The organism is Campylobacter sp. FU_497 (assembly GCF_025772425.1).
GTDB lineage: Bacteria > Campylobacterota > Campylobacteria > Campylobacterales > Campylobacteraceae > Campylobacter_D > Campylobacter_D lari_C.
Map to the genome: position 1 here is coordinate 38401 of NZ_JAKMSC010000003.1, position 26011 is coordinate 64411.

Sequence of the window (26011 nt, forward strand, 5' to 3'; positions counted from 1 at the left end):
GTTACTTTACTTTTAAATGCCATAGCAAAACCTTTGATGCTTGGTATTTATGAAAATGATGTATTGATAAAAACCATTGAGAATGATTTAAAAGTTAGTGAAGTTTTGCCAAAAATATTGCAAGATTTACTTTCACAATATGAGTTTGAAAAGCTTATTTATGTGCATGGACCAGGCTCTTACATGGGTATAAAAATTTCTTATGTTTCTTTTAAAACCTTAGCTATAGTTAAAAATATACCCTTAAAAGCTATTAGTGCTTTTGAGCTAAATAATAACGCTCCTATAGCCGCTAATAAGCATTTGTGTTTTGTAAAAAAAGATGATGAAATTATTTTAGAAAAGACACAAGCGGGAAGTTTTTTTATGCCCCAAAGTTTAAAAGGTTTAAATTTCAGTAAAGAAAATACACCTTTTTATGTTTTAGATGCGATTAATTAAGGTAAAAAATGAAGATTTTAGTTCCTGCTACAAGTGCAAATTTAGGTCCTGGTTTTGATTGTTTGGGTTTGAGTTTAAAATATTTTAATCAAACTATAGTTGAAAAATCTAAATTTTTTAGCATTAGCATACACGGAGAAGGTGAAAATAATATCTATCTTAAAAAAAACAATAGTTTTGTCAATATTTTTTATGAAATTTATCAAAGACTTAGCGGTAAAAAAGATAATTTCCGCTTTATTTTTCAAAATAATATCCCTTTAGCTAGAGGCATGGGAAGTTCTTCTGCTGTGATAGTTGGAGCTATTGCTTGTGCTTATGAATTAAGTGGGTTTAAAGCGGATAAAAATACCATTTTAAATGAAGCTTTAAAATATGAAAACCATCCAGATAACATAGCTCCAGCAGCACTTGGGGGTTTTGTGTGTGCATTAACTCATAATGAAAAAGTTTTAGCTATAAAAAAAGAAGTGGATAAAGACTTACAAGCTGTTATAACCATACCAAATGTAGCGATGAATACTCAAAAATCAAGAGCAGTTTTAGCTAAAAAAATCAACCTAGAAGACGGTGTTTTTAATCTTTGCCATGCTTCATTTTTAACCGCTTGTTTTTTAGAGAAAAAATATGATTTATTAAAATATGCAAGTTTGGATAAACTTCATCAAAACCAAAGAATGAAACTTTTGCCAGAACTTTTTGAAGTACAAAAACTAGCTTTAGATAATAATGCTCTCATGAGTACGCTTTCAGGATCAGGTTCGAGTTTTTTTACTCTAGCTTATAAAGATGATGCCAAAAAAATCAAAGAAAAAATCAAAAATAAATTTGCTAAATTTAGAGTTGAACTTTTAGAATTTGATGATGAGGGCTTTAAAATTTGCTAAAAATTCCAAAAAAAAGATATAATTTTGAAAAATCATATACCCATTAGAATGTGCATTGTTTGCAAAGGCCGTTATAAAAAGCAAAGTTTGCATCAATTTCAAATAAAAAATTCTCAAATTATCACTAAAGTGGAATTTGGCAGGAGTTTATATATTTGTAATTCATGTTTTGATAAAGATGAAAAAACATTGCAAAGGGCTTTTATGAGAGCTTGCAAAGGCAATTTTCATGGTAATATAAATCAGCAGGATTTAAAGGAGATATTTTTTAATGGCAGATGTAAAGATTAGCGAGATCGCTCAAGAGTTAGGATATACAAGTAAAGAAATTATAGAAAAAGCCAATGAAATGGGCTTAGAAGATATTAAATCCCCTAACAAAAAAGTATCTTCTGAAATCGCAGAAGCGATTTATCAATACGTTCAATCTGGTGAAATATTAGATGTAGTAAAAAAAGTAGCCAAACCTAAAAAAGAAAGTACAGCAAAAAAAACTACTAAAAAAGAAGAAAGTAAGAAAGAAGAGAAAAAAACTACCACTAAAAAAGAAAGTAAAAGCCCTGCTAAAGCAGTAAGTGAAAAAAAAGATGAAATCAAAAAAGAAGAAAAACAACCTGAAAGTCCTATAAAAAATGAAGTATTAGAAGAAAAAAAAGAAGAAATTAAACTTGATGAAAAGCTAGGTTCTAATTTAAATTTAGCTAAAAGAAGAGGCTTGGTCATCGTTAAAAAGAAAAAAGAAGAAAGCAAAGAAACTCAAATAAACAAAGAAGAAAAACTTAGTACGCAAACTACTCAAGGTTTAAGCCTTAGTATGATTTTTTCAAATTCAGATGAGAATTTAAAAAGAAAGAAAAAAGAAAAGAAAAATCATCCTGTAGCAAGCAAAAAAGAAAGCACTACTAAAATGGATCTTTTAGGAGATAAAGACTTTGCTGATATTTCTTTAGAAGATGATGATATGGTAGTTTTACCTGATTTTAGTGTAAAAGAAAACAAACCAGCACAACCAGCAAACAAAAAACAACCAAATATCTTAAAGCAATCTTTAAATAATTCTATCAATCCATTTGGCGAGGGTGGTATACAAAGAAGAAGTCGTAAAAAGCCACCTAAAAAGGTAGAAAAAAAAGAAAGTGAAGCGATCACAAGTGTAAGTATACCTAAAGAAATTCGTGTGTATGAATTTGCTGAAAAACTTGGTAAAAACACCGGAGAAGTTATCTCTAAACTTTTCATGCTTGGTATGATGACGACTAAAAATGACTTTTTAGATGAGGATGCTATAGAAATTCTTGCAGCTGAATTTGGTGTGGAGATTAATATCATCGATGAAGCTGATGAGTTTGATTATGTAAAAGATTATGATGAAAACCAAACAGAAGAAAATTTAAGCCAAAGAGCTCCGGTTATCACTATCATGGGGCATGTGGATCATGGTAAGACTTCTTTGCTTGATTATATAAGAAAATCACGCATTGCAAGTGGCGAAGCAGGTGGGATCACTCAGCATGTTGGTGCTTACATGGTGGAAAAAAATGGTAGAAAAATCACTTTTATCGATACTCCAGGCCATGAGGCATTTACTGCTATGCGTGCAAGGGGAGCTAGTATAACGGATATTGTTATTATCGTAGTAGCTGCAGATGATGGGGTAAAACCACAAACTAAAGAAGCGATCAATCATGCAAAAGCAGCTAATGTACCTATCATCATCGCTATTAATAAAATGGATAAAGAAAACGCAAATCCTGACATGGTAAAAACCCAACTAGCAGAAATGGACATCATGCCAGTAGAATGGGGCGGAAGCCATGAATTTGTGCCAGTTTCAGCTAAAAAGGGTGATGGTATAGAGGATTTACTTGAAATTGTATTGTTACAAGCTGATATTTTAGAGCTTAAAGCAAATCCAAAAGCTCATGCTAAAGCAAGTATTATAGAATCTTCAGTGCAAAAAGGTAGAGGTCCTGTGGCTACTATCATCGTGCAAAATGGTACTTTAAGAGTGGGAAATACTGTTGTAGCAGGGGAAGCTTATGGTAAAGTGCGTGCTATGAGTGATGATCAAGGCAAAGCTTTAAAAGAAATAGGCCCAGGTGAGTGTGGGGTGATCATAGGTCTTAGTGAAGTAGCTGATGCAGGAGAAACGCTAATAGCTGTAGATAGCGATAAACAAGCAAGAGAATACGCTAATAAACGCCATGAATACAACCGCCAAAAAGAATTAAGTAAATCCACTAAAGTAAGCATAGATGAGCTTGGTGCAAAAATCAAAGAAGGCAATTTAAAAGCCCTTCCTGTGATCTTAAAAGCAGATGTGCAAGGTTCACTTGAAGCGATTAAGGCTAGTTTAGAAAAACTTAAAAACGATGAGATTAAGGTTAATATCATCCATAGTGGCGTAGGTGGGATTACTCAAAGCGATATAGAGCTTGCAAGTGCTAGTGAAAACTCTATCGTTTTAGGCTTTAATATACGCCCAACTGGTGAGATCAAAGAGCGTGCCAAAGATAAAGGCGTAGAGATAAAAACTTATAATGTTATTTATAACTTGCTTGATGATGTAAAAGCCTTGCTAGGTGGTATGATGAGTCCTATTATCTCTGAAGAACAACTTGGTCAAGCTGAAATTCGTCAAGTGATCAATGTGCCAAAACTAGGACAAATTGCAGGTTGTATGGTAACAGAAGGCACGATCAATCGTGGCGCAAAAATCAGGCTCATTAGAGATGGGGTTGTGGTATTTGAAGGTAATGTAAGCTCACTCAAACGCTTTAAAGATGATGTAAGAGAAGTTGCAAAAGGCTATGAATGCGGTGTAGGCATAGAAGGTTGTAATGATATGAGAGTGGGGGATTATATAGAAAGTTACAAAGAAGTTGAGGAACAAGTAAGTCTATGAACCCAGCTGAAATCAAAAAACTACGCACAGAAAGCATTTTAAAAGAACTTATACCAGAAGCTTTAGCAAATTTAGACAACGAAGCTTTAAAAAATTTGTGTGTAGTGGATGTGGAGTGTAAAAAAGGCAGATATGATGCTTTTGTGTATTTAGATAAAATGTTTTTTAATACTCAAGAGCAAGAAATCATACTCAACCAACTCAAAAAAGCCGCCCGTGCTTTGCAAAATTATTGCATGAGTGAGCAAGGGTGGTATAGATGTCCGAATTTTCACTTTAAATTTGATGATAGATTAGAGTATCAAAATCATATGGATGCACTTTTTGAAAAGATAAAAAAAGATAAAAATGAATAATTCTTATCAAATACTAGAATTTAGCTCAAAACATTTTATCGAACCATTGGGAACTAAGGAAAAGTTTTGGACTCAAGATAAGAAATATTTATTTAAAATAGGTAGAGAAAACACTTTAGAAAATTGTAGTGAAAAGATTGCATGCGAGCTTGCAAAACTTATAAATTTACCCTGTGCCGAATATGAACTAGCTATTTATAAAAATGGAAACACATCACATGGAGTAGCTAGTAAAAATTTTTTAAACTCTACTTCTAATCTAGTTTTAGGTAATGAGCTTTTAAGTGAAACATTACAAGAGTATGATGAAAATGTAAAATATAAATCAAAAACATATACTTTAGACAATGTTTTGTCTTTGAATATTTTTCTTGAAAATCCATCGATTTTAGAAAATATGATAGGATGTTTGGTTTTTGATGTTTTTATTGGCAATCAAGACAGACATCATGAAAATTGGGGAATTGTTTTTGATGAAGAAACAAAAATAAATGCTTTGGCTCCAAGTTTTGATCATGCAGCGGGTGTAGCTTCCAAAATTAGCGAAGAAGCAGCCAAAATAAAACTTCAAACTAGAGATAAAAACCAACAGGTTTTAGCATATTGTCTTAAATCAACTAGTGCTTTTAGCGATAATAATGGTAAGCGTTTAAAAAATTTAGATGTCTTGAGAATTATTTTAAGTAAAAGTTCCTATAATATAAATATTTTTGCAAAAGATTGGATTGAGAAAATTAAATCTATTGATCAAAATACTTGTGAAAATATAATTAATAAAATTCCAAATAATTTTATAGGAGAATTTCAAAAATCATTTATCTTGGAAATGTTAGATATAAATAAAAAATTCATTTGTGATTTAGCAAGGGAAAATACATGATTTTAAAAGTATGCTGGAAATCATCAAAAAATAAGCAGTGGTATTTCATAGGAGAACTTTCTTATGAAAAAGAGCAATATAAATTTGTTTATGATGAAAATATTTATAAAGCACAAGAACAGGGGTTTGAATTATTTACAAATTTAAATGATGTAAAATTAAGCTATTATAGTCAAGAGTTATTTTCAATATTTGCCAATAGATTGCTTTCAAAATCAAGATTAGAATATAAAGAATACAAAGAATGGTTGGATCTAAAAGATGATAAAAATCCACTTGAAGAATTATCTAAAAATAATGGCTTTAGAGCTGTTGATTCTATCGGTTTGTATCTAATACCGCAAAAACGCGAAAAATATGTAATAGAATTCTTTTTATGCGGTGTTGATTGTATATTTGAGTATAAAAAATGTTTAAAGCAAATAAAACAAGGCGATAATCTTTATTTAGTTAAAGATATCCAAAATGAATATGATAAAAATGCTATTTTGGTAAGAACTAAAGACCCCATCGCAATTTTAGGATATATTCCAAGAATTTATAATAAAGATATAATATCTATTTTAAAACATGATAAAAATTCAAAATTTTTTATTAAGAAAATAAATGTGGAAGCGCCAACTCAGTTTCAAATTCTATGTCGATTTGAAGCTAAATGGCCTAAAAATTTTACAGCATTTTATACAAAAAAGGAACAAAATGAATCTTGAAGCACTTTGTAAAGAAGCAGGACTTAGCTTTTATGATGATGAGCTAGTAAGTGAAAATGGTAGAAAGATTTATAGAATTTATGTGCAAAAAGAAGGTGGAGTAAATCTTGATGATTGTGCTAGGCTTAGTGAGATTTTATCGCCTATTTTTGATGTAGAACCACCTGTGGGCGGGGAGTATTTTTTAGAAGTATCAAGCTGTGGGCTTGAAAGAAAACTTAGTAAAATTGAGCATTTTGCAAAAAGCATTAACGAACTTGTAAAAATCACAACTAGTGAAAAAGAAAAAATCGAAGCAAAAATCATCGCCGTAGATGATGAAAATATCACTTTAGAAAATTTAGAAACTCAAGAAAAAACTACTATAAATTTTAGCGACATAAGAAAAGCTAAAACTTTTGTTATATGGTAAATTTAAGTTAAATATTAATATAATTTAATTATTTTTTATAAAAAACAAAAATCAAGGATGTTAAATGTCAAAAATATTTTCTGAAAATAACAAGAAAGAAATCCAAGATATTTTTAAAAAAATGATTGATTTGGCAATGAAATTTTACAATGATCGCAATTCTACTTTCAAGGACGACATAGAAGATATTCAAAATTTTTTTGAAAGCTATGAGTGGAAATTATATACCGGATTGCAAACACTCCAAAAGGATGAATATAAAGGGTTTGCATTATATAAAGAATTTGAAGAAGAAGAGTATATAAAGTTTAAAAAAGGTAGATCCGCTTGGCATGGTATTTATATATGGTTTGGAGTGTCAAGGGATGATATCTATATGCGCATAGTTACCAAAGAAGAAGAGAAGTGTAATGCATTGCTTAAAATGCAAAAAGACAATATACTCGATTATAAATTTGAAGAAAAAATTGATAAATTTGAAGAAATAAAAGATAGGTTATTTGATGTATTTTTATACTTATCAAACTATATAAATAATTTATCTAAAGATGATTTTAAAATTATAAAGGACTATAATATGATGAAGAACAATACGCCTTTAAATCAAATTCTTTATGGGCCTCCAGGGACAGGAAAAACTTATCAAACGATAGATAAGGCTTTAGAGATTATATCAAAAGAAGAAAAAATACAAATTCCAAGCAAAGATGATAGAAAAAATAGAAAAGAATTATTTGATGAGTATGTAAAAAATGGGCAAATAGTTTTTACCACTTTTCATCAAAGCTATGGATATGAAGAATTTATAGAAGGCATAAAACCTATATTAAACGATGATGATAATATTCAAGAATTAAAATATGAAATAAAAGATGGGGTCTTTAAGGAACTTTGTAAAAAAGCTTTGGATAATAGAGATAGTATCAAAAATTTTAACTTTTACATAGATAAATTAAAAGAAAAAACAAAAGAAGATGATAATAATCCAGAAAAATATTTTGAATTGCCAAATACTAAGTATTCTATTCAATATAGAGGAGGAGAAACATTTAGAATTAAATTTGATGATATGAGTAAAAACTATAGAGATTATCCAGTAAATATAGATAATATAGAAAAACTATATAAAACCTCCAGTACAGATGAAATATATAATTCAGCATATGTTAAAGCTATATTGAATTATCTAAAATTACAGGGTTTAGAAGATTACAAAGAAAAAGATGAAAAAACAAATTTACCTTACATAATCATCATAGATGAGATTAATCGTGGTAATGTAAGTAAGATTTTTGGTGAACTTATAACCTTGATAGAGCCTAGCAAAAGAATAGGTGAAAAAGAAGAGTTGAGAGTAAGATTGCCTTATAGCGGTGAAGAATTTGGAGTGCCTAAAAATGTTTATATCATAGGTACTATGAATACAGCTGATAGAAGTATAACTTCACTCGATACAGCTTTGCGAAGACGCTTTGAATTTGTCGAGATGATGCCTAAACCTAGTAAACTATCTAAAATTGAAGATATAGATTTACAAGAATTATTAAAAGCTATCAATACGCGTATAGAATACTTGCTAGATAGAGAAAAGACTATAGGCCATGCATTTTTTATGGGTATTAAAGACCTAAATGATTTAAAAAATGTTTTTCAAAATAAAATTATCCCATTATTGCAAGAGTATTTTTACAATGATTATGCTTTGATAAATGCAGTTTTAAATGATAATGGTATGATTTTTGAAGATAAAAAAGATGATAAATATCTTCAAAAAAAGAATTTATATAATGTTGATAATGAGAGAAATATTTATAGTATTGCTCCATTTGATGATGAAATTTGGAACGATATAAAAACATATCAAGCAATATATGATGATAAAATAACAAATAAAACAAAAAACGAAAATGAATAACACCTTTTCTATCATCGAATACCAAGATTTTTCTAAAGAAGATTTAAAAGAAATTTTCAAAGAAAAAGCTGAAATATTTTATAAAGAGCTAGAAGACTTCGCAAAAAACAATGAAAGTCTTCTAGGCTTTAAAAGTAAAAACGCCTTAAAAGCTAAAAATTATGTTGGTATTATACAGACTAAAAGCGGTGTTTTAGAAATTTTGCCAAAATGCACAAATTTGGATAGCTATAAAGAAAAAAAAGATAAATCTTTGAAAGTTTCAAAGAGTAAGTTAAATTACGCCTATACAATAAGCAATGGTAATAAATTATATACTAATTTTAGCTATTTTCAAGAATATAAAATTGTGAAAAACATTAAAGTAAAGAAATGGTATAGTATAAAAGAGATAAATTTCAACCCCAAAAATCTTTTAATCAACATGCTAAAAACCTTAAAAAATTCTCCCTTTAAAAAGTCTCAAATTTCATCTTTGCAAATTGCCAAAATGCCTTTGTTTGAAGTATTTATCACGATGTTTTTAGATGAATTTGATAGTGTGTATAAAAAAGGTTTGATGAGATCTTATGTAAGTAGCAAAGAAAACAGAGCTTTCTTAAAAGGAAAATTACTATTTAATGAGCATATAAAATCAAATTTAATACACAAAGAAAGATTTTTTACAAGTAGTGATGAATTTGTTTTAGACATAGCGCCAAATCGTTTGATAAAATCAACGCTAAATTTTTTAAAATCCAAAACAAGCTTGAATAAATTTAAAATCATCAAAGCTATGCAAATGCTTGATGAGGTAGAATTTTCTAAAAATTATGAAAAAGATTTTAGTTTTAAAATTTCAAGACATTTTGATTATTATGAAAATATACTTTCTTGGTGTAAGGTATTTTTACAAAATCAAAGCTTTGCTCCATATAAAGGTAAAAAAGAAGCCTTTGCTTTGCTTTTTCCTATGGAAAAACTTTTTGAAAACTATGTAGCTTATATGTTTAAACTTGCTAATCCTAGTGAAAATATAAAAACCCAAAGCAGTGGAAAGTATTTAATCTCAAAAAATGATGAAAAATGTTTTATGTTAAAGCCTGATTTATATATAGAAAATAAAATGATCTTAGATACCAAATGGAAAATTCCAGATGATAACGAAGATGAGAAAAAGCATGGCATATCGCAAAGCGATTTATACCAAATGTTTGCTTATGCAAACAAATACGAGATAAAGGAAATTTATCTTATTTATCCTCTATGCGAGAGAACTTTTGACTTAAGAGAGAAATTAAAAACTAAAGATATTAAGTTTTTAGCACAAGGTTTTTTAAAAGCTTGCGATGAGCATGTAAAGCTTAAGGTATTTTTTGCACCTTTGCCTTTTTAGGAAGTAATATGAATCACGAATTTTATATGAATTTAGCCATAGATGAAGCTTGGAAATATCAGCTTTTAACCTACCCAAATCCAGCCGTAGGTTGTGTGATTTTAGATAAAAATGGCAAAATTTTAAGCATAGAAGCGCACAAAGAAGCAGGTAAAGCTCATGCAGAGCTTGAAGCAGTGAGTAAAGCCTTAAAAGTGCTTAATCCAAATTTAGATTTACCACAAAATGCAAACGATTTGCATGAGTTTATTTGTCAAAATCATCAGGGGTTATTAAAAGGCGCTAGTGCTTATGTGAGTTTAGAACCTTGCAATCACCAGGGTAAAACCCCACCTTGTGCAAAGCTTTTTAGCACGCTTGGTTTTAGCGAAGTTTTTATCGCCACTAAAGATGAGCATAAGCTCGCAAGCGGTGGGGCAGAGTTTTTAAAAAATCAAGGCATAAAAGTTCACATGGGAATTTGCGAGAAAAGAGCCAAAGAGCTTTTAAAGCCTTTTTTAAAATGGCAAAAATCAAGCTTTAAATTTTTTAAACTAGCCCTTTCTTTAAACGGCTCTGCTTATGGTAAAATCGTAAGTTCTAAAGCAAGTAGAACCTATGCTCATGCATTGCGCTCAAAGCTTGATTTGCTTGTAGTGGGCGGAGAAACTATAAGGCATGATAGGCCTATTTTAGATGCAAGGCTAGCTCAAGCTAAAGCACCAAATTTATGCATACTAAGCCGTCAAAATTTAGAAAGCTTTGATCCAAACATTCCTTTATTTAGCGTAGCTGAAAGAGAAATTTTTACAAATATTCCTAGCAAAGCAAAGTTTATTATGTATGAGGGTGGGGAGAATTTTTTAAAAGCCTTTAAAGATGAGTTAGATATGCTTTTGATTTTTTCAAGCTCGAATTTAAATACCTTTGAAAATGTTAAGTTAGATTTAAAGCTAAAGCCTTTATACAAAGGCTTTTTAGAAAATGATACTTATGGATTTTATGAGATTATTAAATCTTAGTAGATTTTTTGTGAGCTTACTTGTGTGAAAAATTGCGCTAAAGTGTTAGCAAAAAAGCTAGCACTTTGCTCTTCTAATCGTTTTAAAAACTTATCTATAGCATCTTCTTTTTGCCAGATAGGGTTTTGCACTTTGGCTAGTTTTTCTAACTCTTTTTTGGCTTGCTCGTAATTGCCTATTTTATCAATGAGTTTTAATTTTAAAGCCTCGTTTGCTAAAAATACTTTCGCATCAGCCCATGAGTTTGTTTGATTTAAGTCTAATTTACGATTTTTAGCTACAAATTGTGTGAAAAGCTCATAGCTTTGATTAGCTAAATTTTGTAAAAAGTCTTTTTCATCTTCGCTCCATTTACGCATGAAAGTTCCCGCTTCTTTGTAATTTCCTGCTTTGATAGTTTGTTCATTTATACCAAGTTTTTGTGCAAGCTCACTTACTTCAAAGCCTTGCATAATTACCCCAATAGATCCTACAAAGCTAGCAGGATTAGCGATGATCATATCAGCTCCTACTGCACTTAAGTAGCTTCCACTTGCTATAGTTCCACCTGCATAGACTACCACAGGCTTTTTAGCTTTAAGATCTTGTATAGCTAAAGCTATTTCCATACTTGGTGCAAAAGCTCCACCAGGGCTATCTATAAAAAGCAAAACCCCTTTTATAGCTTTATCATCTTTGACTTTGTAAATTTGTTCTAAAAGATTACTCGCATCGCTAATTTCACCTTTAAGGTTAATTTGTGCTAGGTTTGCATTAGAAAGTTTGGCATTATCCCCGCTTGGAGTAAGGATTAAAAACACGATAAATAAAAACACAAAGGTTTTAAAATAAGTGTTGATATAAGAGATGATTTTTCCAATTCCTTTAAAAAATGATTTTATAATTTGCATTCTTTCCCTTCTATAAAAAGTTTTAATACTTCTTTGCTTTGTAAGATAAATTGCAAAGGAAGTTGTTTTAAATTTACACTATTTGGTAAAGCAAAAAGACTAAAATCAGCTATTTTGCCTTTTTGAATTTGACCTAGGTTTAAATTTAAAGCTTTTGCGGCTTTGTTTGTTGCCATTAAAAGCAATATTTTAGCAAAATTTTCTAACTCTAAATCATCATGTATAAGTAAATTTGCTCTCATTTCATCAAGCATACTTAAAGAAGTATTTGAGCTTAAGCCATCAGTTCCTAAGTGGATATTAACACCATTTTTTAAAGCAGATTTTAATTTAAAAGTGTTTTTACTCAAAAGTCTGTTTGAAAAAGCACAATGCGTGATCGAGTGTAAATTTTTATCTAGCAAATCCCATTCTTTAAAATACACACAATGAGTAAATAAAGTCCTTTGATTTTTAAAAAGCTCTAAAAAGCTTTTTGAAGTGTAAAATGGCATAGGGTTTTTGTTAAATTTAGCCAAGCTCTTTTTAAAACCACCTTTTTTAAACCTTAGCCAGTTGTTTTCATGATTACTTTCAAGAAAATGCGTACTTAGCAAATGATCATTTTCTCTAGCAAGTTTTATAGCAAATTTGGCAAGTTCTGGGTGGGTTGAGTAGGGTGCATGTACTGAAATAGCAGGGATAAATTTAGAAGTTTTAAAATGCATGCTTTTTTCATAACGAGTTAAAAATTCCTCTTTTTTAGCTTGGATAAAATTTGCATTTGAGCCTAAAATTTCATTGAAAAATATCACTCTAGCTTGTGAATTGACACAAGGGTTTAAATCACTCCCAAAACTTGAAATTTCTCCTATAGTAGCAGTGCCACTTTTTAGCATTTTATGGATATTTTGCGAGATTAATTTTTCTTTGGCTTTTTCGTTTAATTGCTCGCGGTTATTAAAAACGCTATCAAGCCATTTTAAAAAGTCTCCAAATACTAAATTTCCATTATTTGCACTAAATTCTAAATGCGTGTGTGGATTGATAAAAGCAGGCAAAAGTAAAGTATCTTTTGGAGTTGGTATAAGCTTAGCTTGTGGGTAGGATTTTTGTAAATTTTCTAAGCTATCAATTTCTAAAATATTATCATCAAAAAGAACTGCCTTGTTTTCTAAAATATTAAAATCATCATCGCAAGTTAGGATGATTTTAGGTGTTATTATAAACATTTTACCTCCTTTAAAAAGGGAAATTGTAGCTAAAATTTAGCTTTAAAATGCTATAATATAGTAAATTTTACTAAATAAAGGTTAGATTATGAAAGTTATGGTGATACAAGGACCAAACATCAATATGCTTGGTGTGAGAGAAACTCATATTTATGGCAATATGAAAATGGAAGATATCCATGAGCAAATGAAACAAGCTGCAAAACAAGCTAATGTAGAGATTGAGTTTTTTCAAAGCAATTTTGAAGGTGAGTTAGTTGATAAAATTCAAGAATGCTTAGGTAGTGTAGATGGAGTGATTATTAATGCAGCTGCTTATGCACACACTTCTATAGCAATCCGCGATGCGATCGCAGCGATTAATATGCCTGTGATTGAAGTGCATATTAGCAATACTTATAGAAGAGAAGAATTCAGACAAAAAAGCATGATAGCGCCAGTTTGTGCAGGTAGTGTGGTAGGTTTTGGTCCTTTTGGTTATCATATGGCTTTAATGGGACTTTTCCAAATTTTTGATCAAATCAATGCATATAAAGCAGCTCAAGCAAAAGCACAACAAGCAAATTAATGAATTTTATCTTAAAAAACGAAAATGCACTTTTTTATGAGTGTGGCTATTCTTGCGATAATGCTTTGTTTTTAAAACTTGAAGATAAAGCTTTTTTCATTACTGATGCAAGATATAGCTTTGAAGCTAGCGAAATGATAAAAAATGCTAAGGTAGTTTTAGCACAAGATCTTTTTACTAGTGCTAGAGAGCTTTTAGAAAAAGCAGGAATTGATAGGGTGTGTTTTGACCCAAAAGACTTTAGCTATTTTGAATTTAAAGAACTTAGTAAAAGTGCAAATATCGTTTTTGAAGAAAAATTAGACTTGAGTAAAAACAAACGCATTATAAAAAATGCTAAGGAATTACAACTTTTGCAAAAGACTGTAAATTTTGGCAAAGAATGCTTTGAAGAATTTGCTAAATTTATCAGCCAAGAAGGCTATGGAAAAAGCGAAAAAGAATTACATTTTAAAGCATGTGAAATTTTTCAAAAAAAAGGTGCTTTAGGACTTTCTTTTTCACCTATTGTGGCTATTAATGAAAATGCGGCTAAAGCACATGCTTTACCTAGTGATAAATGTTTAGAATATGGAGATTTGTTATTAGTTGATGCGGGTGTGGTTTATCAAAGGTATTGTTCTGATCGCACAAGAACGGCTTGTTTTGATGAGAGTGGCATAGTATTTGATAAAAATAAGCCAAATTTTAAAGATAAAGAAATTATGCAAATTTATGAAGTGGTTAAGCAAGCCCAACTTCAAGCTATTGAAAAAGCACGCGTTGGTATGATGGCAAGTGAGCTTGATTTTATCGCAAGAGAAGTGATTAAAAACGCAGGTTTTGAAAAAGAATTTATTCATAGTTTGGGGCATGGAGTGGGACTTGATATACATGAGTTACCAAACATTAGTCCAAGAAGTGATTATGAGTTAAAAGAAGGTATGGTATTTACCATTGAACCTGGAATTTATATCAAAGATAAACTTGGTATTAGGATAGAAGATATGGTCTATCTTGATAAAGAAAAGGCAGTGGTGTTATAATTTGCTGATTAAAGGAGCTAGAAGGTTAGAAAAAATTCGTTTTTTTCCTTTTTATTCAAAGGCAGATAAAAAAGGAAAATACATAGCCATTATAGGACTTGGAAGTAATATAGAAGATGAAAAAAAACGCTTTCGGAGTTTATTTAGGCTTTTAATGCAAGATAAACGTTTGCAAGTATTGCAAACATCGCCATTTTTGATTAATAAGGCTTTTGGCTTTGAAGAGCAAAAAGACTTTACTAATGCAGTGATGGTTGTAAGTACAAGTTTGCATGCAAGAGCACTTTTAAAAGTTTTGTTTTTTTATGAGTTTAAATTCAAAAGAAAAAGAACTTTTAAAAATGCTCCTAGAACGCTTGATTTGGATTTGTTGTATTTTTCAAAAAAAGCGCGTAAAGATGAGTATTGCACAGTGCCTCATGCGGGGGTAAACGATAGAATTAGCGTAACTTTGCCTTTGGGCTTGTTAAGATAAGGAAAAATATGGGACAATTGATTCATACTTTTACAGTTGAAAGCACAGATGAGATTATACCTAAGGTTAAGCAAGATTATGGCGATAAGGCTTTGATAGTAACTAATAAGCAAATTCGTCCAAAAACTATCAATCAAAAACCTTTATATGAGGTTATAGTGGCGATTGAAGAGGCTGATTATGAAGAGCATTTAAAACAAAATAATTTACCTATGCCATCAAAGAAAAAACCAAATACAGCAAGTTTTCCTGAGGCTAAAATTCAAGCTCCAAAACTTGAAGATGAAAAAAAAGAAGAAGATGTAGTGCTTGATTTTTCTTCAAAAGCTAAGCAAAAACCTATTAATCCTTATTTAAATACAAGCAAAAAAGATGATAATTTTTTAAATTTAAAAAACAAGCTTTCTCAGGTTAGCTCAGAAATTAGCAAGGTTTCAAACTATCAAGATTTTTCTATGCCAAATCCAAATTATGATAAAAAAATTGAAGCCTTTGAAAAACAAATGAACAAGCTTAATGATAAAATGAATTTGCTTGTGGATATGATGTGGGATGATAAGGCAGATTTACGCAAAGAATTAGCTATACCGCCTGAGTTTGCAAGTATTTATAAGCAAGCTAAAGCAAGTGGTATGCAAGAAGCGCATTTAGAAGCGATTATGAAAGCGACTATTGAAAATATGCCAAGCACTATGAAAGCAAATCAAGAAGCAGTGCAAAGGTATTTTTACTCACTTTTGCGTAATATGCTTCCATGTCGTTTAGAAAGTGAAATTAAAAAGCAAAAAATCATGATGTTAGTAGGCCCAACAGGAGTGGGTAAAACTACTACTTTAGCTAAACTTGCTTTTCGCTATGCTTATGGAGATAGACGCTATAAAACCGGTATTATAACTCTTGATACTTATAGAATAGGTGCGGTAGAGCAACTTTTTCAATATGCTAAGATGATGAAACTTCCTATCATTGATAGCATAGAGCCAAACGACTTAGATGATGCGATTAGAAGTTTAAATACTTGTGAGGTTATTTTAGTAGATACAACCGGAAATTCACAGTACGATAAGGCAAAACTTGAAAAAACAAAAGAATTTTTATCACATTCTAATGCACAAATTGATGTAAATTTAGTGCTTTCAGCAAATACAAAATATGAAGATTTATTAGAAACTTATAATAATTTTTCGTTTTTAAATATAGACACCTTAATCATTACAAAATTTGATGAAACAAAAGTATTTGGAAATGTGTTTTCTTTACTTTATGAAACTAGCACTCCGATGAGCTTTTTTTCCATAGGTCAAGAAGTACCTGATGATATAGAAGTGGCTAATAGTGACTTTTTAGTGCGTTGCGTGTTAGAAGGTTTTAGAAGGGATGAAAATGAGTAATCAAGCAGAAAAATTAAAAGATCTAGTAAAAAATGAAAACTCAAATGTAAAACATACTCATTTTATCGCAGTTACTAGCGGTAAAGGTGGGGTTGGAAAAAGTACTTTTAGTGCAAATTTGGGCAACATCCTAGCTAAAAATGGTTATAAAGTAGGGCTTTTTGATGCAGATATTGGGCTTGCAAATTTAGATGTGATTTTAAATGTGCGTGTAGAAAAAAACCTTTTGCATGTTTTAAAGGGCGAGTGTTCATTAGAGGATATTTTAATAGAAGTAAAGCCAAATTTATGGCTTATCCCAGGTGAGAGTGGCGATGAAATTTTAAAATACAATGATAAAAATATTTATGAGAGATTTTTAAATCAAACAAGTATTTTAGATGATTTAGACTTTTTAATCATTGATACAGGAGCAGGTATAGGTGGTAATATAGGAAATTTCTTAGAAATGTCTGATGAAGTTATTGTCATCACTGTGCCTGATCCTGCTGCGATTACTGATGCTTATGCTACTATAAAAACCACTTCAAAAACTAAAGAGAATTTATTAATGGTGTTTAATGTTGTTAAAAATGAAAATGAGGCTTTGAGAATTTTTGATAATATTAAAAAAGTAGCAGATATTAACATTAAGCATAATTTAAATTTAGAATTTTTAGGATTTTTAGGTCAAAGTAAAGATATTAGTTCTAGTATTAAAAAAAGAACTTTATTTAGTGATGATGATACTAATGCAAGTGATGAGCTAAAAACCATAGCTTCTAAGCTTTTATATAGGTTGGAACAAAAAGTGCTTAATAATGTGGGAGATAAAAGCATTATGAGTTTTTTCAAAAAGCTTTTGGATCGTTTTTAGATTGAGGGAAAAAGATGAGACCAGAGAATTTTGTTGCTTTTTTTACTGTTTGTGGTTTTTTTATAGGATTAATGTTTACCATAGTTAATATAGAAGATGCAGTAGAGATAGTTGTATATACTTGTTTGATTACTTTTGTATTTTATGTGTTAATCCATATAGTAATTATGATCTTTGTAGATGCAAATAAAATTAGCGGTAGAAGCTTTAATAAAGAAAAATACGAAAATGAAAACAATAGTTTTATAGCAGAATTAGCTGCAAGAGAAAAGAAAATGGATTACTTGCTTGAAAAACTTCAAGAAGAGCGTGAAGACCTTAAAAAACTTGAAAGCTCTTCAAAAAGAAAAGTAAAACATGCAGCCGCATAATGCCTATGCTTCTACGCTAAAAAAAGAACAAGATGACTTAGTCATCTCTTATATGCCAGCATTAAGAGCTATGGCTTTTAGACTTAAAGAGCGTTTGCCTGCGAGTATTGATGTAAATGATTTAATTAGTATCGGCGTAGAAGAGATGATTAAACTCTCACGCCGTTATGATAAAGAACAAAATGATAATTTTTGGGGCTTTGCAAGAAAAAGAGTAAATGGAGCTATGCTTGATTATCTAAGAAGCCTTGATGTAATGAGCAGAAGTAATAGAAAAATCATTAAAGATATTGACGCTATTATAGATGAGTTTTATCAAGAAAATGAAAAAGAACCTGATGATGAGTATTTAGCACAAAGACTTAATTTAGAAGTAGAAAAGGTTAAAGAAGCAAGAGCAGCTCATGCTATATCGCTTGTTATGCCTTTGGACGAACAACTAAATTGCTTTAATGATAGCAATATCATAGAACAAATAGAAAAAGAAGAATTAATAGAAAAAATCAACGCAGTTTTGGAAGAATTTAAAGAAAGAGAAAAGCTTGTAATACAGCTTTATTATTATGAAGAATTAAATTTAAAAGAAATCGCAGAGATTTTAGAGATTAGCGAGTCAAGAATTTCACAAATTCATAAGCGTTTGCTTAAGAAGATTAGAGAAAGGCTAGTTTAATGGCTGAGATACTTTCCCAAGAAGAAATTGATGCTCTTTTAGAAGTTGTTGATGATGATAGTGATGACAGTACTGCTTCTTCAAAACTAGAAGAAATAGAAGATAAAAGAGATATAGTAGTATATGATTTTAAGCGTCCAAATAGGGTTTCTAAAGAACAGCTTCGTTCTATCAAAGGGATTCATGATAAATTAGCAAGAAATCTTGCTTCACAAATTTCATCTATGATGAGAAGTATAGTTGAGATTAAACTTCACTCAGTAGATCAAATGACTTATGGTGAGTTTTTGATGTCTTTACCTTCGCCAACAAGCTTTAATGTTTTTTCAATTAAGCCTTTAGATGGAAACTGCGTTTTAGAGATTAATCCAAGCATTGCTTTCCCTATGATAGATAGACTTTTAGGTGGTCAAGGGGAGAGTTTTGATACCTTAAGAGAGCTTACAGAAATCGAGCTTAATTTGCTTGATTCTATTTTGCGTATTATTATGCAAAGGCTTAAAGAAAGCTGGATGAATGTTACTGAAATTTATCCAAGTGTAGAAGCGAAAGAATCAAGTCCAAATGTTGTGCAAATTGTTTCACAAAATGAGATTGTTATCATGGTGGTAATGGAGATTATCATCGGAAATTCAAGCGGTATGGTAAATATTTGTTATCCTGTTGTGCATTTGGAAAGTATTTTGAGTCGTTTGGCAAATCGTGATATTATGATGGGTGAAACTTCAGCCAAAAAGTCAAGAAATAAAGAGCTTAAAACCTTGATCGGCCGTGCTGAGGTAATTTATGAAGCTATGCTTGGTAAAACTTTTATCAATGTGAATGAATTTTTAGATTTAAAACAAGGGGATATTTTAAAGCTTGATAGAAGTGCAGATGATAAAGCTATAGTAGCTATTGATAAAAAAGAAGTATTTTTAGCTCAAGTGGGACTTCATAGATTTAGAAAGTCAATTAAAATCTTAGAACTTATCAAAACTGATAAAGATGAGATTAAAGAAATGCTTGAAAAATATGAAGATGAAAGAAGAGCAAAAGCAAATTCGTATGATGATAATGAAGAACTAGAAGAGGAAGACGATGATCAATGATTTTTTAGGCATATTCGTCAATGAATGTGTAAGTACAATAGAAGGTTTAACAGGAAAAAGTGCTGAATTTAGCGAGTATTATGAGTATGATGTAAATTCTCAAGATTCTATGACTCCGCCATTGGTTAGCGCTACTTTTAGCGTTAATAATGAAATGAAAATCAAAATCCTAGCAAGTGCAGTTTTAATGAGTGCAATTGGTGAGTGGATGATGGGAGAAGAAGAAATCTCCAAAAACAGTGAGCTAAATGAAGATGAAATGGATGCAGCCAAAGAAGCTATACAAAATATCATCTCAGCATTTTCTACAACTTTAGGCGCACAAAAAGAAATTCCAAAAATGGAGTTTAGTCTAGAAAATTGTGAATTTGTTGCAGATAGCTTAGAACTTGGTGGTTTTCATAAGCTATATTTATACAATGTAAAAATAGCTGATTTAGAAGAAAAAATTTCTTTAGTTTTTGATGAAAAAATTTATAAGATTTTAACTAAAACTGACTTAGAAGAAATCGTAGCAACAAATGAAGATCATACGCAAGATCATAAAGCCTTGGCTAATGTAGAAGAGCTAAGAAATATCGGTTTGATCATGGATGTGCGTTTGCCTATAAGAGTGCGTATAGGTAGTAAAAAAATGCTTTTAAAAGATGTTTTAACTATGGATATAGGTTCGGTTATCGAGCTTGATCAATTAGCAAATGATCCTTTAGAAATTTTAATAGGCGATAAAAAAATTGCTTATGGGGAAGTAGTTATCGTAGATGGAAACTTTGGAGTGCAAATTACTGAAATAGGCTCTAAAAAAGAAAGATTAGAGCAACTAAGATGAAAGAATATATCATTGAAGATATTGCTTATCTTAAAGAATTAGAAAAAATTCAAAAAGGCATAACCTTTTTTGGCTCTGCGCGTTTAAAAGAAGATAATGAGTATTGTATTTTGGCTTCAAAATTAGCTCAAAAGTTAGCAGATCTTGGTTATAGTATCATCAGTGGTGGTGGCGGTGGCATTATGCAAGCTGCAAATTATGGGGCTATGCAAAGTCAAACTTCACACTTAAAATCTTTTGGATTTAATATACATTTACCATTTGAGCAAAAAGCAAATGATTTTTTAGAGTATAATATCACTTTTAAGAGCTTAGCCATTCGCAAAATGGCTCTTATTCAAAAGAGTCTAGCTTTTGTGATTTTCCCAGGCGGCTTTGGAACATTAGATGAATTTTTTGAAATTCTTACTCTTAAACAACTTAGTTTTAAAAAAGATGTTCCTATTATTTTAGTTGGGCAAAAATTTTGGCAACCTCTTGATGAATTTATCAAAACTTCTTTACTAGGACTTGGAACTATATCTAAAAATGATGAGTTAAAGTATAGTATAAGTGATGATTTAGATGAAATTATAAGAATGATAAAGGAAAAAGATGAAAATTCTTGTTGCAATGAGTGGGGGTGTGGATAGTACTGTAACTGCTTATAAATTAAAACAAGCAGGACATGAGATCATAGGTTGTTATATGAAGCTTCATGGAAAAGCTAATTATCATGAAGAAAATATACAAAAAGTTGAAAAAGTTGCTAAATTTTTAGACATTAAATACCATATTTTAGACTTACAAGAAGATTTTAAAAATCAAGTTTATATGCCTTTTGTTAATACCTACAAAGAAGGAAAGACGCCAAATCCTTGTGCTTTGTGTAATCGCTTTATCAAGCTTGGTAAGCTTTTGGAATTTGCTAAGAGTTTGGGTTGTGAAAAATTAGCCACAGGTCATTATGCAAGGATAGAAAATGGTTTGATCAAAACTGCGGTTGATGAGAGTAAGGATCAAAGTTATTTTTTAGCAAATGCAGATAAAGAGGCTTTGGAATATTTGATTTTCCCTCTTGGAGAGATGAAAAAAGAAGATGTGAAAAAATTTGCTTCCACAATCGATGTTTTAAAATCTTTTGCAACACAAAAGGAAAGTTCTGAAATTTGTTTTGTGGAAGATACTTATGTGCAAGTTTTAGATCAGTTTATGGATACTAAAATTCCAGGTATTGTAAGAGATAGTAGCGGTAAAGAAGTAGGAAAACACGAAGGTTATATGCATTATACCATAGGTAAAAGAAGAGGTTTTGAAGTGCGTGGGGCTCATGAGCCACATTTTGTATTAAAAATTGATCCTAAGAAAAATGAAATCATAGTAGGTAAAAAAGAAGAGCTTAAGATAAGTGAATTTAATCTTGATAATATTAATTTATTTATCGATGCTAAAGAGTTAGATTGTGAAGTAAAAATACGCTATAGGTCAAGATCAACCCCATGTAAAGTTTTGATTAATGAAGATAAAAGTGCAAAAATCATCTTACAAGAGCCTGTTTATGGGCTTGCTAGCGGACAAATGGCAGTATTTTATGATAAAGATTTAGTTCTTGCAAGTGGATTTATAAAATAATGCTAAAATTTGATGTTTTTAAATAGCAGGAGTTAAAAATTTAGTTTTGTAAAATTATTTTACTATTAAGTGGTAGCTTGAAATTAATTTCTTATTTTAATCTTTTTTCAAGAGTAAGGCCATCATACTCGGTGGCTTTTTAAAATCTGTTTTAGAAATTTTATTATATAAATTTAATATAAGATATATAAAAATTTTATATAATTTTAACTATAACAGTTAAATCAACAAAGAGTAATATTATGAGGATATTAGGTTTTGATATAGGAATTAATTCTATAGGTTGGGCTTTCGTAGAAAACGATGAACTAAAAGATTGTGGAGTAAGAATTTTTACCGAGGCTGAAAATCCATCAAATAAAGAATCTTTAGCCTTGCCTAGACGCAATGCAAGAAGTTCTAGAAGACGTTTAAAAAGAAGAAAAGCAAGATTGGTTGCTATCAAGCGTATTCTTGCAAAAGAATTAAAATTAAACTACAAAGATTATGTAGCAGCTGATGGAGAGCTGCCTAAGGCTTATGAAGGGAAGTTAACAAGCATTTATGAGCTAAGATATAAAGCATTGATTCAAAAGTTAGAAACAAAAGATCTAGCAAGAGTGATTTTGCATATAGCAAAACATCGTGGCTACATGAACAAAAACGAAAAAAAATCAAACGACGCCAAAAAAGGAAAAATTTTAAGTGCTTTAAAAAATAACGCTTTAAAATTAGAAAACTATCAAAGTGTTGGAGAATATTTTTATAAAGAATTTTTCCAAAAATATAAAGAAAATACTAAAAATTTCATCAAGATCCGCAATACCAAAGATAATTATAATAATTGTGTTTTATCAAGTGACTTAGAAAAAGAACTAAAGTTTATCTTAGAAAAACAAAAAGAATTTGGCTATAACTATAGTGAAGATTTTATAAATGAAATTCTTAAAGTCGCATTTTTTCAAAGACCTTTAAAAGATTTTTCACATTTAGTGGGAGCTTGTACTTTTTTTGAGGAAGAAAAGCGAGCTTGCAAAAATTCATATAGCGCTTGGGAGTTTGTGGCTTTAACTAAGATTATCAACGAAATAAAAGGCTTGGAAAAAATAAGCGGAGAGATTGTACCAACTCAAACAATAAATGAAGTTTTAAATCTCATTTTGGATAAAGGAAGTATTACATATAAAAAATTTAGATCTTGTATCAATTTGCATGAAAGTATTAGTTTTAAAAGTCTTAAATACGATAAAGAAAACGCTGAAAATGCAAAATTAATTGACTTTAGAAAGTTAGTAGAATTTAAAAAAGCTTTAGGAGTGCATTCTCTTAGTAGACAAGAGTTGGATCAAATATCTACGCATATTACCTTAATAAAAGATAATGTTAAACTTAAAACTGTTTTAGAAAAATACAATTTAAGCAATGAGCAAATCAATAATTTACTTGAAATTGAATTTAATGATTACATCAATCTTAGTTTCAAAGCACTTGGCATGATCCTTCCTTTGATGAGAGAGGGAAAAAGATATGATGAAGCATGTGAAATTACAAATTTAAAACCAAAAACAGTTGACGAAAAAGAAGATTTCCTTCCAGCTTTCTGTGATAGTATATTTGCGCACGAGCTTAGTAATCCTGTTGTAAATAGAGCTATAAGTGAGTATAGAAAGGTCTTGAATGCTTTGCTTAAAAAATATGGCAAAGTACATAAAATTCATTTAGAATTGGCAAGAGATGTAGGGCTTAGCAAGACAGCAAGAGAAAAAATAAAAAAAGAACAAGAAGAAAATCAAGCGGTTAATGCTTGGGCTTTAAAGGAGTGTGAAAACATAGGGCTTAAGGCAAGTGCTAAAAATATTTTAAAATTAAAACTATGGAAAGAACAAAAAGAAATTTGTATTTATAGCGGCAATAAAATATCCATAGAACATTTAAAAGACGAAAAAGCCTTAGAAGTTGATCATATATATCCTTATTCAAGAAGTTTTGATGATTCATATACGAATAAAGTTTTAGTTTTTACCAAAGAAAATCAAGAAAAACTTAACAAAACACCTTTTGAAGTTTTTGGAAAAAACATAGAAAAGTGGAGTAAAATTCAAACACTAGCTCAAAATCTTCCTTATAAAAAGAAAAATAAAATTTTAGATGAAAATTTCAAAGACAAACAACAGCAAGATTTCATCAGTAGAAATTTAAACGACACAAGATATATCACAACTTTAATAGCTAAATATACAAAAGAGTATTTAAATTTTTTACCTTTAAGTAAAAATGAAAATACAAATTTAAAAAGTGGGAAAAAAGGAAGCAAAATTCATGTTCAAACCATCAGCGGTATGCTTACATCAGTTTTAAGACATACTTGGGGTTTTGATAAAAAAGATAGAAATAATCATCTTCACCACGCACTTGATGCGATTATAGTTGCTTATAGTACAAGCTCAATCATAAAAGCTTTTTCAGATTTTAAGAAAAATCAAGAGCTTTTAAAAGCAAGATTTTATGCTAAAGAGCTTACAAGTGATAATTATAAACATCAAGTTAAATTTTTTGAACCTTTTAAAGGCTTTAGAGAAAAAATTTTAAGTAAAATCGATGAAATATTTGTTTCAAAACCACCTAGAAAAAGAGCAAGAGGTGCTTTGCACAAAGAAACTTTTTATTCTGAAGATGAAATGATTAAAGATTATAACTCCAAAGAAGGTTTAAATACAGCATTAAATTGCGGAATAATAAGGAAAATAGGCACAAAATATGTTAAAAATGATACTATGGTAAGGGTTGATATCTTTAAAAAGCAAAACAAATTTTATGCTATACCTATTTATGCTATGGATTTTGCCTTAGGAATTTTGCCAAATAAAATAGTGATCACTGGTAAAGATAAAAATAACAATCCAAAACAATGGCAAACAATAGATGAAAGTTATGAATTTTGTTTTTCTTTATATAAAAATGATTTGATTTTATTGCAGAAAAAAAATATGCAAGAGCCTGAATTTGCATATTTTAATAGTTTTGATATTGGTTCTTCTAGTATTTGTGTTGAAAAACATGATAATAAATTTGAAAATTTAACAGACAATCAAAAATTATTATTTTCTAAGGCAGAGGAAGGAAAAGTAAAAACAAAAGGTTTAGGGATTCAAAATTTAAAAGTATTTGAAAAATACATTATAACCCCTATTGGGGATAAAATAAAAGCAGATTTTCAACCAAGAGAAAATATATCTTTGAAGACAAGTAAAAAATATGGCTTACGATGAAGCTTTTAAAAGCGTATTGATCGCAAATCAAGCAAAGCTAAGTCTTGAATTAAATCATCTTGTAATAAAACAAGATGATAAAGAGGCTAAAATTTTTCTAAAAGATATTAATTTTATTATATTAGAATCTTTACAAGCAAGTATTACCTCAAGCTTGCTTAGTGCTTTAGCTAAATATAAAATTATACTTTTAACTTGTGATGAATCTCACAATATTAATGGAATTTTTTCTCCATTTTTAGGACATTTTATAAGTGCAAAAGTAGCTAAAAAACAAATTGCGGTAAGTTTGCAAAGAAAAGCAATTTTATGGCAAAAGATTATTAAAAACAAAATTTCAAATCAAGCTTATATTTTAAAAATTACCAATCATTCCAAAGAATCCAAAGAACTTTTAAATATGGCTAAGAATGTAAATTTAAACGACTCTAAAAACTTAGAATCAACTGCAGCTGCTTTATATTTTAAAACTTTATTTGGTAAAGATTTTGCAAGAAATGATATATGTTTTATAAATTCAGGATTAAACTATGGCTATGCTATTATAAGGTCGCTTATTGTTAGGGCTGTTTGTATAAGTGGGCTTTTGTCATGGCAAGGTATAAAACATGATAATATTTACAATGATTTTAATCTTTGCGATGATTTGATAGAAGTTTTAGACCATTGATTGATTTGTGTGTATTTAAGCTAAAAGATACAAAAGATAGTGAATTTTTAGACAAGGAAACAAAACAAAAATTAATTGGTATTTTGCAAGAAGAAGTGATTTTTGAAAATAAATCTTATCCTTTAAATAGAGCTATAAATTTTTACGTGCAAAATTTTAAAAATGCTTTATTAGAAGATGATGAGCTGATAATGGTAAATTTATATGATAGAAGATAAAT

25 protein-coding genes and 1 pseudogene are annotated in these 26011 nt (G+C 30.0%); 24 read left to right on the forward strand and 2 right to left on the reverse strand.

The genetic code is table 11. From position 1 onward, the window contains the following. Window positions 1–36: 36 nt before the first annotated feature. The 11 genes from L8W68_RS02315 (at window position 37) to ribD (ending at window position 10882) form a co-directional block, all read left to right on the forward strand. Window positions 37–441 carry a glycoprotease gene (locus L8W68_RS02315; protein ID WP_039642498.1) on the forward strand — a complete coding sequence of 135 codons (405 nt, stop codon included), beginning with the start codon at window positions 37–39 and terminating at the stop codon, window positions 439–441. An 8-nt stretch (window positions 442–449) separates the two neighbouring features. Beyond that, the gene (gene thrB, locus L8W68_RS02320) at window positions 450–1328 is read left to right on the forward strand and encodes a homoserine kinase (RefSeq protein ID WP_263674859.1); all 879 of its coding nucleotides are present in this window, start codon (window positions 450–452) and stop codon (window positions 1326–1328) included. A 48-nt stretch (window positions 1329–1376) separates the two neighbouring features. Beyond that, window positions 1377–1619, forward strand: a complete 243-nt coding sequence (locus L8W68_RS08240) for a hypothetical protein (RefSeq protein ID WP_412175553.1) — start codon at window positions 1377–1379, stop codon at window positions 1617–1619. Continuing rightward, window positions 1600–4233, forward strand: a complete 2634-nt coding sequence (gene infB, locus L8W68_RS02325) for a translation initiation factor IF-2 (protein WP_263674860.1) — start codon at window positions 1600–1602, stop codon at window positions 4231–4233. Before L8W68_RS08240 ends, infB begins: the two co-directional genes overlap by 20 nt. Next, window positions 4230–4589, forward strand: coding sequence for a 30S ribosome-binding factor RbfA (rbfA, locus tag L8W68_RS02330; RefSeq protein ID WP_115644958.1), 360 nt, complete (start codon window positions 4230–4232; stop codon window positions 4587–4589). The genes infB and rbfA overlap by 4 nt, the downstream gene beginning before the upstream one ends. After that, window positions 4582–5469, forward strand: a complete 888-nt coding sequence (locus L8W68_RS02335; protein ID WP_115644960.1) for a HipA domain-containing protein — start codon at window positions 4582–4584, stop codon at window positions 5467–5469. Before rbfA ends, L8W68_RS02335 begins: the two co-directional genes overlap by 8 nt. After that, window positions 5466–6179, forward strand: coding sequence for an HIRAN domain-containing protein (locus L8W68_RS02340; protein ID WP_263674861.1), 714 nt, complete (start codon window positions 5466–5468; stop codon window positions 6177–6179). The genes L8W68_RS02335 and L8W68_RS02340 overlap by 4 nt, the downstream gene beginning before the upstream one ends. Then, window positions 6169–6591, forward strand: a complete 423-nt coding sequence (gene rimP / locus L8W68_RS02345; protein WP_263674862.1) for a ribosome maturation factor RimP — start codon at window positions 6169–6171, stop codon at window positions 6589–6591. Before L8W68_RS02340 ends, rimP begins: the two co-directional genes overlap by 11 nt. Window positions 6592–6655: 64 nt before the next feature. After that, the gene (locus tag L8W68_RS02350) at window positions 6656–8506 is read left to right on the forward strand and encodes an McrB family protein (RefSeq protein ID WP_263674863.1); all 1851 of its coding nucleotides are present in this window, start codon (window positions 6656–6658) and stop codon (window positions 8504–8506) included. Further along, the gene (locus L8W68_RS02355; protein WP_263674864.1) at window positions 8499–9881 is read left to right on the forward strand and encodes an McrC family protein; all 1383 of its coding nucleotides are present in this window, start codon (window positions 8499–8501) and stop codon (window positions 9879–9881) included. The genes L8W68_RS02350 and L8W68_RS02355 overlap by 8 nt, the downstream gene beginning before the upstream one ends. 8 nt (window positions 9882–9889) lie before the next feature. Next, a complete protein-coding gene (gene ribD / locus L8W68_RS02360; RefSeq protein WP_263674865.1) occupies window positions 9890–10882 on the forward strand; it encodes a bifunctional diaminohydroxyphosphoribosylaminopyrimidine deaminase/5-amino-6-(5-phosphoribosylamino)uracil reductase RibD in 993 nt (330 codons plus the stop codon). Here the strand turns inward: ribD and sppA are convergent. Beyond that, window positions 10879–11772, reverse strand: a complete 894-nt coding sequence (gene sppA, locus L8W68_RS02365; protein ID WP_263674866.1) for a signal peptide peptidase SppA — start codon at window positions 11770–11772, stop codon at window positions 10879–10881. The two genes, ribD and sppA, sit on opposite strands and share 4 nt — an antisense overlap. Further along, a complete protein-coding gene (locus L8W68_RS02370) occupies window positions 11760–12983 on the reverse strand; it encodes a metal-dependent hydrolase (protein ID WP_263674867.1) in 1224 nt (407 codons plus the stop codon). The genes sppA and L8W68_RS02370 overlap by 13 nt, the downstream gene beginning before the upstream one ends. Before the next feature lie 88 nt (window positions 12984–13071). Here L8W68_RS02370 and aroQ point away from each other — a divergent pair, with 88 nt between their 5' ends. The 13 genes and pseudogenes from aroQ to cas1 all read left to right on the forward strand — a co-directional run bounded on the left by aroQ (window position 13072) and on the right by cas1 (window position 26009). After that, the gene (gene aroQ / locus L8W68_RS02375) at window positions 13072–13551 is read left to right on the forward strand and encodes a type II 3-dehydroquinate dehydratase (protein ID WP_263674868.1); all 480 of its coding nucleotides are present in this window, start codon (window positions 13072–13074) and stop codon (window positions 13549–13551) included. Beyond that, the gene (locus L8W68_RS02380) at window positions 13551–14576 is read left to right on the forward strand and encodes a M24 family metallopeptidase (protein WP_263674869.1); all 1026 of its coding nucleotides are present in this window, start codon (window positions 13551–13553) and stop codon (window positions 14574–14576) included. Before aroQ ends, L8W68_RS02380 begins: the two co-directional genes overlap by 1 nt. A gap of 1 nt (window position 14577) precedes the next feature. Then, window positions 14578–15051: a 2-amino-4-hydroxy-6-hydroxymethyldihydropteridine diphosphokinase gene (gene folK / locus L8W68_RS02385; protein WP_263674870.1), complete on the forward strand. Its 474-nt coding sequence runs from the start codon at window positions 14578–14580 to the stop codon at window positions 15049–15051. Window positions 15052–15059: 8 nt separating this feature from the next. Continuing rightward, window positions 15060–16442: a flagellar biosynthesis protein FlhF gene (flhF, locus tag L8W68_RS02390; RefSeq protein WP_263674871.1), complete on the forward strand. Its 1383-nt coding sequence runs from the start codon at window positions 15060–15062 to the stop codon at window positions 16440–16442. After that, window positions 16435–17298 (forward strand): flagella biosynthesis ATPase FlhG, encoded by an 864-nt coding sequence (gene flhG, locus L8W68_RS02395; protein WP_039625269.1) that lies wholly within the window; start codon window positions 16435–16437, stop codon window positions 17296–17298. Before flhF ends, flhG begins: the two co-directional genes overlap by 8 nt. A gap of 14 nt (window positions 17299–17312) precedes the next feature. Beyond that, window positions 17313–17669 (forward strand): hypothetical protein, encoded by a 357-nt coding sequence (locus tag L8W68_RS02400; protein WP_087700664.1) that lies wholly within the window; start codon window positions 17313–17315, stop codon window positions 17667–17669. After that, entirely contained in the window at window positions 17656–18342 is a 687-nt protein-coding gene (locus tag L8W68_RS02405) for an RNA polymerase sigma factor FliA (RefSeq protein WP_039627867.1), read from the forward strand. The genes L8W68_RS02400 and L8W68_RS02405 overlap by 14 nt, the downstream gene beginning before the upstream one ends. Beyond that, entirely contained in the window at window positions 18342–19433 is a 1092-nt protein-coding gene (gene fliM, locus L8W68_RS02410) for a flagellar motor switch protein FliM (RefSeq protein WP_087700665.1), read from the forward strand. The genes L8W68_RS02405 and fliM overlap by 1 nt, the downstream gene beginning before the upstream one ends. Continuing rightward, window positions 19423–20262 carry a flagellar motor switch protein FliY gene (gene fliY / locus L8W68_RS02415; RefSeq protein ID WP_039617433.1) on the forward strand — a complete coding sequence of 280 codons (840 nt, stop codon included), beginning with the start codon at window positions 19423–19425 and terminating at the stop codon, window positions 20260–20262. Before fliM ends, fliY begins: the two co-directional genes overlap by 11 nt. After that, on the forward strand, window positions 20259–20894 hold the full coding sequence (locus tag L8W68_RS02420; RefSeq protein ID WP_114640015.1) for a TIGR00730 family Rossman fold protein: 636 nt from the start codon (window positions 20259–20261) through the stop codon (window positions 20892–20894). Before fliY ends, L8W68_RS02420 begins: the two co-directional genes overlap by 4 nt. Continuing rightward, a complete protein-coding gene (gene mnmA, locus L8W68_RS02425; protein WP_214135637.1) occupies window positions 20857–21873 on the forward strand; it encodes a tRNA 2-thiouridine(34) synthase MnmA in 1017 nt (338 codons plus the stop codon). Before L8W68_RS02420 ends, mnmA begins: the two co-directional genes overlap by 38 nt. 239 nt (window positions 21874–22112) lie before the next feature. Then, window positions 22113–25121 carry a type II CRISPR RNA-guided endonuclease Cas9 gene (gene cas9 / locus L8W68_RS02430; RefSeq protein WP_263674917.1) on the forward strand — a complete coding sequence of 1003 codons (3009 nt, stop codon included), beginning with the start codon at window positions 22113–22115 and terminating at the stop codon, window positions 25119–25121. Then, window positions 25108–26009: pseudogene (cas1, locus tag L8W68_RS02435) on the forward strand (type II CRISPR-associated endonuclease Cas1). Before cas9 ends, cas1 begins: the two are co-directional and overlap by 14 nt. The last annotated feature ends 2 nt before the right edge of the window (window positions 26010–26011 follow it).

Coding starts and splice junctions, on each gene's coding strand:
- infB (WP_263674860.1), top strand. CDS start 1,600: ATGGCAGATGTAAAGATTAGCGAGATCGCTCAAGAGTTAGGATATACA.
- rimP (WP_263674862.1), top strand. CDS start 6,169: ATGAATCTTGAAGCACTTTGTAAAGAAGCAGGACTTAGCTTTTATGAT.
- L8W68_RS02380 (WP_263674869.1), top strand. CDS start 13,551: ATGAATTTTATCTTAAAAAACGAAAATGCACTTTTTTATGAGTGTGGC.
- sppA (WP_263674866.1), bottom strand. CDS start 11,772: ATGCAAATTATAAAATCATTTTTTAAAGGAATTGGAAAAATCATCTCT.
- L8W68_RS02335 (WP_115644960.1), top strand. CDS start 4,582: ATGAATAATTCTTATCAAATACTAGAATTTAGCTCAAAACATTTTATC.
- L8W68_RS02405 (WP_039627867.1), top strand. CDS start 17,656: ATGCAGCCGCATAATGCCTATGCTTCTACGCTAAAAAAAGAACAAGAT.
- L8W68_RS02355 (WP_263674864.1), top strand. CDS start 8,499: ATGAATAACACCTTTTCTATCATCGAATACCAAGATTTTTCTAAAGAA.
- L8W68_RS02400 (WP_087700664.1), top strand. CDS start 17,313: ATGAGACCAGAGAATTTTGTTGCTTTTTTTACTGTTTGTGGTTTTTTT.
- L8W68_RS08240 (WP_412175553.1), top strand. CDS start 1,377: ATGTGCATTGTTTGCAAAGGCCGTTATAAAAAGCAAAGTTTGCATCAA.
- rbfA (WP_115644958.1), top strand. CDS start 4,230: ATGAACCCAGCTGAAATCAAAAAACTACGCACAGAAAGCATTTTAAAA.
- aroQ (WP_263674868.1), top strand. CDS start 13,072: ATGAAAGTTATGGTGATACAAGGACCAAACATCAATATGCTTGGTGTG.
- flhF (WP_263674871.1), top strand. CDS start 15,060: ATGGGACAATTGATTCATACTTTTACAGTTGAAAGCACAGATGAGATT.
- fliM (WP_087700665.1), top strand. CDS start 18,342: ATGGCTGAGATACTTTCCCAAGAAGAAATTGATGCTCTTTTAGAAGTT.
- ribD (WP_263674865.1), top strand. CDS start 9,890: ATGAATCACGAATTTTATATGAATTTAGCCATAGATGAAGCTTGGAAA.
- L8W68_RS02340 (WP_263674861.1), top strand. CDS start 5,466: ATGATTTTAAAAGTATGCTGGAAATCATCAAAAAATAAGCAGTGGTAT.
- mnmA (WP_214135637.1), top strand. CDS start 20,857: ATGAAAATTCTTGTTGCAATGAGTGGGGGTGTGGATAGTACTGTAACT.
- L8W68_RS02370 (WP_263674867.1), bottom strand. CDS start 12,983: ATGTTTATAATAACACCTAAAATCATCCTAACTTGCGATGATGATTTT.
- L8W68_RS02420 (WP_114640015.1), top strand. CDS start 20,259: ATGAAAGAATATATCATTGAAGATATTGCTTATCTTAAAGAATTAGAA.
- fliY (WP_039617433.1), top strand. CDS start 19,423: ATGATCAATGATTTTTTAGGCATATTCGTCAATGAATGTGTAAGTACA.
- thrB (WP_263674859.1), top strand. CDS start 450: ATGAAGATTTTAGTTCCTGCTACAAGTGCAAATTTAGGTCCTGGTTTT.
- L8W68_RS02315 (WP_039642498.1), top strand. CDS start 37: ATGCTTGGTATTTATGAAAATGATGTATTGATAAAAACCATTGAGAAT.
- flhG (WP_039625269.1), top strand. CDS start 16,435: ATGAGTAATCAAGCAGAAAAATTAAAAGATCTAGTAAAAAATGAAAAC.
- L8W68_RS02350 (WP_263674863.1), top strand. CDS start 6,656: ATGTCAAAAATATTTTCTGAAAATAACAAGAAAGAAATCCAAGATATT.